Source organism: Chelativorans sp. J32 (genome assembly GCF_000518985.1).
Lineage (GTDB): Bacteria > Pseudomonadota > Alphaproteobacteria > Rhizobiales > Rhizobiaceae > Chelativorans.
In genome coordinates this window covers 48,948-58,187 of record NZ_JAEQ01000025.1, presented here as the reverse complement: position 1 = coordinate 58,187, position 9,240 = coordinate 48,948, and the positions used below count along the sequence as shown (strand labels likewise).

The following is a 9,240-nucleotide window of genomic DNA, read 5'->3' as shown; positions in this document are numbered from 1 at the left end:
CCTTTCAGGTGGATCTCGATCCACGGCGGCTGGTGTTCATCGACGAGACGTGGATCAAGACCAACATGGCGCCGCTGCGGGGCTGGGGGCCAAAGGGCAAGCGCCTGCGCGGCTACGCCCCGCACGGCCACTGGCGCACGTTGACCTTCCTCGGCGCGCTGCGCTGCCACCGGCTGACGGCACCTTGCGTGTTCGACGGGCCGATCAATGGCCAGTGCTTCCGCTCCTATGTCGAGGCAGCAGCTCGTACCGGTACTCGAACCCGGCGACATCGTCGTCATGGACAATCTCGGCTCCCACAAGGCCGCTGCCATTCGCCAGATGATCCGCGCCGCCAATGCCAGGCTCTGGTATCTGCCCCCATACTCGCCCGACCTCATCCGATCGAGCAGGCCTTCGCCAAGATCAAGCACTGGATGCGCCAGGCCTAGAAGCGAACCATCGAGGACACCTGGCGACACATCGGCCATCTCGTCTCCTCGATCCAGCCAACCGAATGCAGAAACTACTTTCTCAATGCCGGATAGGCTTCCGTCAAAACCTGAAAGGCTTTAGGCTGCAATCGCTTGATTAAAAAGCAGGACGGCGACACCTGACAGGGAACGCCGTCCTCCATCCGCTTCTGGATGATTGGAACTTCAGCCTAGCAGTTCCTAAAGGCGATCCGGTCTCATCCTTCTACCTTGACCATCGGGCCTGGTTCGGCGTCTTCCCTCGCCGGGCTTGAAGCCCCGGACAATTCGTCAATGGACGGATGCGAACGAGCCGTTTCGGTCGAGCTGGTGCTTTCGGGTGTGCGCAAACCCGATTCCGTCTCTTCCGACAGTTCGTCCCGGCGCGCCTTCAGCGTTTCCAAAAAGGTCAGAGTATCGCTCGGCTTATAGTCGATCTTCAGCGCCCTTACCGGCTTGTAGTTCGCCTTTACCAGCACATCCCGAGCATTCTTCAGCACCTCCTCCAGATCGTCAGACCGGTTCTTCAGCGCCTTCTCCACCTCGTCGGATGCATTCCTGAGCACATTCTCCTGCTCCTCGTCGGACGGATTCTTCAGCGCTTCCCTCAAACCTTCCCTCAGCGCCTCTCTTCGCGCCTCTCTCAGCGCATTTTCATATTCGCTTCGTTTTTCGCGATACCACATATTTATTGCGAGCTGGCCGATCAGGGGCGCAACGCCGCTTTTGGAATGGTGCAGCACGGCCTTGCGTGCCACATCGGGCATGGGTTGCAGGACGGCAATCTTTCGGCGCTCCCCGACTGGCTCCTTCACCCAGTGATAAGCCACCTGTGGAGCTGTTTCACGCTGGCCAGCATAAACATTGACCCTTGGCAGATGCACGCCGCCGGCTTGCACCTCCGGAACTTTGGGGTCCTCCGGGATGGGGCAAGGGGATAGGCCCTCCTCGGAGGAGGGCGCAGTTCGGCCTGCCTCTCCGCCGTCGCCCTTTTCTGCCTTCCCGCTCAGCAAATCACGAGCCATAAGCTGCTCCGCGTAGCTGGCCGGCTTATAGCGAGAATAGGAAGACGCCGTGTTGTCGAGCAACCGATCCTGATCGTCTTGGCCAGCCTTTTCGCCTGCATTGTTCATTTCGCGCAGTGATGTGAGCATCGTGTGAGCAGTTGCGCCCATCGCGCTGTTCCGGGATTTTCCGCCCGGGTCGTTGTAAAAGTCGTCGATCGTGAACTGCAGTGTTGGCACGAAGTGCTGATCGAGATTCAATCCGAATTCTACTTCTTTGAACCTGCCGCGGATGACCGTGATCGGTGGCACCCCATGCTTTTCAAGTTGCTCCTCGATCGTCCTCTGGCGCAAGTCTTCGCAGCCTTTGCTGTTGAAGGCATTTTCCCATTCTGTTCTCAACGTCGCATTGCCGAACGCGGCCACGGAGGGGGAATGATCCCCTGCCCTACTCGGATCAGTTTTTCCATAGAGGCTGTCTGGATGCAGATGTCTCAGTCTGCTGACCGGAGACTCGAAGGCTTTGCTTTCACTGACTTTCACGAGATTTGCGACCGTGCGCGTATTCTCGGGTTTCGGCGTGGAGAGCTTTATCCCCCAACCATCCAATATCTCGTTGCGCGTCGGCGCAGTCGTTCTGGCTTTCTTGGAAGTAGGCTCATCTTCAGCGCTGGTGCAGTGTCGACGCCTGCCGATCGTGGATATTCCGGTTACCATTCTACTATTCCGCTGAAAAAATGAATTTAAGTATTAGGATGGCATATCGATAGGCGCGCGTGACCCAAATAGGGTGATAGTTATTCGTTATTTCGGCCCGCTGGTTCGGCTTACGCTTCTCCTCCTCATTTTGATGATCTCCCGCTTGGAGGAGCGCCCGGGGAACGAGCACGACGTCGACCATTATTTGCCTATAGCTTGGCGAGGCATATGTTATTCGTCAAAGCTTCGATGAGGTAGCGAACGGAATGACAGGCCGGCTCGAGCGGACGACGATATTGGAGCGGCTTCGCAGGCTGTTCGGTGGGAAGCCGCCGCGCATCCAGGCAGCCGCCCTGCCCTGGCGGTGCAAGGATGGCGTGGTCGAAGTCATGCTTGTTACGAGCCGCGACACGGGACGCTGGGTCCTCCCCAAAGGCTGGCCGGAGGGTGACGAAACACTCGATCGAGCGGCCGTCCGCGAAGCTATGGAGGAGGCGGGTATTGAAGGTACCATCTCGGCGGAGATCGGCCGCTATATCTATGGCAAGCAGATGTCTTCAGGCCTGCGGTCGCGGTGCGAGGTGGCTGTCTTTCCCCTCGAGGTAAAGCGTGAGGCCAAGCGTTGGGCCGAGAAGAAGCAGCGAACCCGCCGTTGGTTCGCGCCCGAAGAAGCAGCGCTGCTCGTCATCGAGCCGGATCTTTCCCGAATAATCGGAACCTTCGAAGGTAATCCACGGAAAATCGCCGCCTGAGGAACGATGGATCGTTTTTCTCGTTGGCGTCGATACCTTCGGTGATTATTGCCTAGGCGGAGCAATTTGGGGGCAACGCGGTTAAGACGCGGGTGCCAGTAGTTCGGACCGCCAATGACCGAGACGACGATCAAACCGAGAAAAGAAACTCTCGACAAGGACTTAGACAAGCTCGTCTATGTCGAGGAAGCGACGAGCCATGTCGCGCGCGGGCTTGCTGCGCCTGGTCTTGCGCTCCTTTTCCTTGCGCTCGCATCCGTCTTTGCCGGCTTCTATGTCTTCGGCGAGCCCGGTGCCGTCGTTATCATCGCAGCCGCCACGGTCGGGGCCTATATGGCGCTAAACATCGGTGCTAATGATGTGGCCAACAATGTCGGGCCAGCCGTCGGCGCCCGGGCCATGACGCTTGGCTTCGCCCTTCTGATCGCCGCCATTTTTGAAAGCGCGGGCGCGCTTATCGCCGGGGGCGATGTGGTGGAGACCATTTCCAGGGGCATTATCGCCCCTGAAGCGGTGGGCGATCCAGGTGTATTCATACGAGCGATGCTGGCCGCGCTGCTTTCCTCCGCTCTATGGGTGCATCTGGCCACATGGATCGGAGCACCGGTCTCCACCACACATGCCGTTGTCGGCGGTGTCGTGGGCGCGGGTATCGCGGCAGCCGGGTTGTCATCCGTCAATTGGCCGATGATGGCTCAGATCGCGGCGAGCTGGGTCGTTTCACCGCTGATCGGCGGCGTCGTGGCAGCGATTTTCCTGGCCTTCATAAAAACCATGATCATCTACCAGGACGACAAGATCGCTTCGGCGCGTCGCTGGGTGCCGCTGCTCATCGCCATCATGGCAGGCTCCTTCACCGCCTATCTGGTAATGAAGGGGCTCCGGCAGGTCCTCCATGTCTCGAACGGCGCCGTGGTGTTTCTGGGGCTTGCCGCCTTCGCCCTTTCCTGGGCGATCTCCCATTTCCAGGTCCGCCGCCAGTCGGAAGGAATGGAGAATCGAAACCAGTCGCTGCGCCGCCTGTTCAACTTGCCCCTCATCATTTCAGCCGCCCTCCTCTCTTTTGCCCACGGGGCAAACGATGTCGCGAACGCCGTAGGCCCGCTCGCGGCAATCGTTTCGGCTGCTCAAGCGAATACGGTTTCGGCGGAAGTCTTCATCCCCCCCTGGGTGATGATCATCGGTGCGATCGGCATTTCGCTCGGGCTTCTGCTTTTTGGCCCGAAGCTGATCCGTATGGTGGGCGAGCAGATAACAAAGCTCAATCCGATGCGTGCATTCTGCGTCGCGCTGTCGGCGGCGCTCACCGTCATCATCGCGTCCGCCCTTGGTTTGCCTATCAGTTCCACACACACGGCGGTCGGTGCCGTATTCGGCGTCGGCTTCTTTCGCGAGTGGTACACCGCGAATTCCAAGCGCCGCCGCGCCTACATCGAGCGGAAATACTCGGTGCGGAACGGAAGCAAAGACAAGAGCGGAAAGCGGAGCGAGGCTGCCCGCAAGACCAAAGATAACGAGAAGAGGGGCGCCGGCCTCTCCCGCGAGGAAATCATCCGGCGCAAACTGGTGCGTCGCGCCCATGTTCGCACGATCGTAGCGGCGTGGGTGCTCACCGTTCCTGCGTCTGCCGCGTTGGCAGCTGTGGTCTTTCTCCTATTAGACGCGTTCGCCTAGCCTTCCCCGGGGTCGGCTAGAAAGCATCGCCCGTAAGGCTTCATGATGATGGGGCCGCCGATCATGGGCGGCACCAGGATGACTGCCGGGATGCCACGGCTATTGCTCCTGCAGAGGTAGCGGAGGACACCACGGCTCAGGTCCAGGACCGTCCCCGGAGACCAAAAGCCTGAAATGGTAAGAGAGGAAACCCTATCCTGAACCGGACCGTTTCGATCGAGCGAGCGTTCCCCAGGGCCATGAGCCCGTCATGTAACGCCTCAAGTCCTCTCGCGCCTTCTCCCCGATATCCACACCCGGGACACACAATATCTAGCGTCATCAAACCTACATCAAACGACTGCTTGACGCGCGCATTCGAGTCGCCTTTTATATGAAAGGAGCGCCTGTCACGGGCGCGCCGAGAGTTCGGACAGTCAGTCGGTTATTCCTTTTGTCAGTTGTAGCGCGTTGCGCTTCACCCGCTGTCGCCGCGGGTGGAGACGGTGTTTTTCTGTCCGATGGCAAGGCGACGGGGGCGCGGGTGTCGTAGTGGTATTTGCAGGCTGTTAATGCTATATTTAGCGTTGCGCGGCATACTCGACACCATATAATGTGAAGTTCTCCATTCGGAGAGACAATCACAGGAAGCGTCATGGGGACCAGCCGGACTTGCCCGGCAGCTTTGCGTGGATGTTTCATCCGGGCCAGGCAGCGGGCGGGAGCAGGTATTGGGGCTGTCATGTGTCAGCGCATGGCAGCAGGCGGCGGATTTGGGCGGCCGGCGAGGCGGATGCGACGAGCATTCTTTCGCGGCAGGCGCTATATCTTGAGATCATGAGGGACGCGAAAGATGCGTATCGAACGTCGATTCACCAAGGAAGGCCAGTCTCCCTATGCGGAGATCCCTTTCCGCAAAGCATTGAGCGAGATCAAGAACCCGGACGGCTCCATCGTCTTCCGGCTTGAGGACATCGACGTTCCCGCACAATTCAGCCAGGTCGCCGCCGACATCCTGGCGCAGAAATATTTCCGCAAGGCCGGCGTGCCCGCGCGCCTCAAGAAGGTTGAAGAGAACGACGTTCCTTCCTTCCTGTGGCGCTCCGTGGCCGATGAGGAGGCGCTCGCTGCACTTCCCGAAGGTGAGCGTTACGGCTCCGAGACCGACGCGCGTCAGGTCTTCAACCGGCTTGCCGGCACCTGGGCCTATTGGGGCTGGAAGGGCGGCTATTTCGATTCCGAGGCCGACGCCCAAGCCTTCATGGACGAGCTTGCCTATATGCTGGCCACCCAGCGCGTCGCCCCCAACTCACCGCAATGGTTCAATACGGGCCTGCACTGGGCCTACGGCATCGACGGCCCCGGGCAAGGTCACTATTACGTCGATCCCTTCACGGGCAAGCTGACCAAATCCAAGTCGGCCTACGAGCATCCGCAGCCGCATGCCTGCTTCATCCAATCCGTCGCCGACGACCTCGTGAATGAAGGCGGCATCATGGACCTGTGGGTGCGCGAGGCCCGCCTGTTCAAATACGGCTCCGGCACCGGTTCCAATTTCTCGCAGCTGCGTGGCGAAGGCGAAAAGCTTTCCGGCGGCGGCAAGTCCTCGGGTCTCATGTCGTTCCTCAAGATCGGCGACCGCGCGGCCGGCGCCATCAAATCGGGCGGCACCACGCGGCGCGCCGCCAAGATGGTGATCGTCGATGTCGACCACCCCGACATCGAGGCCTTCATCGATTGGAAGGTCAACGAGGAACAGAAGGTCGCCTCCCTCGTCACCGGCTCCAAGATCGTGCGGAAGCATCTCGACGCGATCATGAAGGCCTGCGTGAACTGCGAAGGCGCCAATGACGATTGCTTCGATCCCACCAAGAACCCGGCTCTGAAGCGCGAGATCAAGGCGGCGAAGAAAAACGCGGTGCCTGAGAACTACATCAAGCGCGTCATCCAGTTCGCGCGCCAGGGCTATACGTCGATCGACTTCAAGACCTATGACACGGATTGGGATTCGGAAGCTTATCTCACCGTCTCCGGCCAGAACTCCAACAATTCCGTCTCCATCAAGGACGACTTCCTGCGCGCCGTGGAGAATGACGGCGACTGGACGCTCATCCGGCGCATCGACGGCAAGCCGGCCAAGACGTTGAAGGCCCGCGAACTGTGGGACAAGATCGGCTATGCGGCCTGGGCGTCGGCCGATCCGGGCCTGCATTTCAACACCACGATGAACGACTGGCACACCTCGCCCGAGGCCGGTCCCATCCGCGCGTCCAATCCGTGCTCGGAATACATGTTCCTGGACGATACGGCCTGCAACCTGGCGTCCATCAACCTGCTTGCCTATCGCGGCAAGGACGGCAAGTTCGACATCGAGGCCTATGAGCACTCCGTCCGCCTTTGGACCGTCGTGCTCGAGGTCTCCGTGATGATGGCCCAGTTCCCCTCGAAGGAAATCGCGAAGCTCTCCTACGAGTACCGCACGCTCGGCCTTGGCTATGCCAATATCGGCGGCCTGCTCATGACTTCCGGCATCCCCTATGATTCCGACGAGGGCCGCGCCATCTGCGGCGCGCTCACCGCGATCATGACGGGTGTCGCCTACGCCACTTCGGCGGAAATGGCGTCCGAACTCGGCGCCTTCCCGGATTACGAGCGCAACGCCAGGCACATGCTGCGCGTCATCCGCAACCACCGCCGCGCCGCCCATGGCCAGCGCGACGGCTATGAGCAACTTTCCGTCAATCCGGTGCCGCTCGAAGCGAAGTACTGCCCTGATCCGGCCCTCATCGAGCATGCCCGCGCCGCCTGGGACCGCGCGCTGGCGCTCGGCGAAAAGCATGGCTACCGCAACGCGCAGGCGACCGTGATTGCGCCCACCGGCACGATCGGCCTCGTCATGGACTGCGACACGACCGGAATCGAGCCCGATTTCGCGCTGGTGAAATTCAAGAAGCTCGCCGGGGGCGGCTATTTCAAGATCATCAACCGTGCCGTGCCGGAGGCGCTGCGCACGCTCGGCTATTCCGAAGCGCAGATCGCCGAGGTCGAGGCCTATGCCGTCGGCCACGGCAATTTGAACCAGGCGCCGGGCGTCAACCCGTCCACGCTCAAGGTCAAGGGCTTCACCGACGAGAAGATCGAGGCGCTCAACGCGGCGCTGAAATCCGCCTTCGACATCAAATTCGCCTTCAACAAGTGGACGCTGGGCGAGGATTTCTGCAAGGAGACCCTCGGCTTCACGGACGAGCAGCTGAACGACTTCTCCTTCGAGATGCTGCCGGCGCTCGGCTTCTCAAAGAAGGACATCGAGGCCGCCAACATCCATGTCTGCGGCGCCATGACGCTCGAAGGCGCGCCGCATCTGAAGGAAGAGCACCTGCCCGTCTTCGACTGCGCCAATCCCTGCGGCAAGATCGGCAAGCGCTTCCTCTCGGTCGAAAGCCATATCCGCATGCTTGCGGCGGCCCAGCCCTTCATCTCCGGCGCGATCTCCAAGACGATCAACATGCCGAACGAGGCCACCGTCGAGGACTGCAAGAACGCCTATATGCTCTCCTGGAAGCTGGCGCTGAAGGCGAACGCGCTCTATCGCGACGGTTCGAAGCTTTCGCAGCCCCTCAATGCCTCCCTCATCGCCGATGATGAGGAGGACGAAGAGGACGCGGTGGAAGCTCTGCTCGCGCAACCCATGGCCGCCCGCGCAGCCCAGGTCACGGAAAAGATCGTGGAGCGCGTGGTCGAGCGCGTCGTGCGCGAGCGCGAGCGCCTGCCCAACCGCCGCAAGGGTTACACGCAGAAAGCCGTGGTCGGCGGGCACAAGGTGTATCTGCGCACCGGCGAGTTCGATGATGGACGCTTGGGCGAGATTTTCATCGACATGCATAAGGAAGGTGCGGCCTTCCGCGCCATGATGAACAATTTCGCCATCGCCATCTCCATCGGCCTGCAATATGGCGTGCCGCTGGAGGAATTCGTCGATGCCTTCACCTTCGTGAAGTTCGAGCCGGCGGGCATGGTGCAGGGCAACGACGCCATCAAGAACGCCACCTCGATCCTCGACTATGTCTTCCGCGAGCTCGCCGTTTCCTATCTCGGCCGCGCGGACCTGGCGCATGTCGACACGTCGGACTTCTCCAACACCGCGCTCGGCCGCGGCATCAATGAGGGCAAGGCGCTTCCCTTCTCCAAGGGCCTGATGCGCGGCGCCACTCCCTTCAAGGTGGTAAGCGGCAAGGGCGAGCCGAAGGGCGAAGCCGCCCCGGGCTCTCTCGCCAATGCCCGCGCTGCGCCGACCGCCTCGAGCGGCTCCAATGTACGCGCCATCTCTTCCGGCGCTACCGTCACGGCGCTGAAGCACGCTTATGCGGGCCTTCAGGAGGAAGCGACCGCCTTCCGCCGCGACTACGAGGAGCGTGCCAGGGATCTGGCCGAGGAGGTGGCCGAAGAGGAAGGCGTGAACGCCCTCTTCACCGACACGGCAGCCGAAGAGGCGGCGGAAGCCAAGAAGCTCGAATCCCAGCGCCGCCAGCAGGCGATCATGCAGGGCTATACGGGCAACATGTGCTCCGAATGCCAGAACTTCACCATGGTGCGGAACGGGACCTGCGAGAAGTGCGATACGTGCGGCGCGACCAGCGGGTGCTCGTGAGCGAGTAAACGAAGAAGAAGAAGACGAGGCTT

5 protein-coding genes and 1 pseudogene are annotated in these 9,240 nt (G+C 60.8%); 5 read left to right on the top strand and 1 reads right to left on the bottom strand.

All coding sequences use genetic code 11. The features are described from left to right. Positions 1-527 (top strand): annotated as a pseudogene (locus tag CHEJ32_RS26930) (IS630 family transposase); the annotation flags it as partial. A gap of 143 nt (positions 528-670) precedes the next feature. On the opposite strand, the gene CHEJ32_RS27260 reads toward CHEJ32_RS26930, so the two are convergent. Beyond that, a complete protein-coding gene (locus CHEJ32_RS27260; protein ID WP_156936774.1) occupies positions 671-1,627 on the bottom strand; it encodes a hypothetical protein in 957 nt (318 codons plus the stop codon). Here CHEJ32_RS27260 and CHEJ32_RS27255 point away from each other — a divergent pair. The 4 genes from CHEJ32_RS27255 (at position 1,610) to CHEJ32_RS0122185 (ending at position 9,208) form a co-directional block, all read left to right on the top strand. Further along, positions 1,610-2,197 (top strand): hypothetical protein, encoded by a 588-nt coding sequence (locus CHEJ32_RS27255; RefSeq protein WP_156936773.1) that lies wholly within the window; start codon positions 1,610-1,612, stop codon positions 2,195-2,197. The two genes, CHEJ32_RS27260 and CHEJ32_RS27255, sit on opposite strands and share 18 nt — an antisense overlap. Before the next feature lie 224 nt (positions 2,198-2,421). Continuing rightward, the gene (locus tag CHEJ32_RS0122195) at positions 2,422-2,907 is read left to right on the top strand and encodes an NUDIX hydrolase (RefSeq protein WP_028035745.1); all 486 of its coding nucleotides are present in this window, start codon (positions 2,422-2,424) and stop codon (positions 2,905-2,907) included. Between the two features lie 114 nt (positions 2,908-3,021). Further along, positions 3,022-4,581, top strand: coding sequence for an inorganic phosphate transporter (locus tag CHEJ32_RS0122190; RefSeq protein WP_028035744.1), 1,560 nt, complete (start codon positions 3,022-3,024; stop codon positions 4,579-4,581). 832 nt (positions 4,582-5,413) lie between these two features. Then, on the top strand, positions 5,414-9,208 hold the full coding sequence (locus CHEJ32_RS0122185; RefSeq protein WP_028035743.1) for a vitamin B12-dependent ribonucleotide reductase: 3,795 nt from the start codon (positions 5,414-5,416) through the stop codon (positions 9,206-9,208). Positions 9,209-9,240 lie beyond the last annotated feature (32 nt).

What these genes read in the sequence shown, in the direction of transcription:
- CHEJ32_RS0122190 (WP_028035744.1), top strand. Translation starts at nt 3,022, where the DNA reads ATGACCGAGACGACGATCAAACCGAGAAAAGAAACTCTCGACAAGGAC.
- CHEJ32_RS0122195 (WP_028035745.1), top strand. Translation starts at nt 2,422, where the DNA reads ATGACAGGCCGGCTCGAGCGGACGACGATATTGGAGCGGCTTCGCAGG.
- CHEJ32_RS27260 (WP_156936774.1), bottom strand. Translation starts at nt 1,627, where the DNA reads ATGGGCGCAACTGCTCACACGATGCTCACATCACTGCGCGAAATGAAC.
- CHEJ32_RS0122185 (WP_028035743.1), top strand. Translation starts at nt 5,414, where the DNA reads ATGCGTATCGAACGTCGATTCACCAAGGAAGGCCAGTCTCCCTATGCG.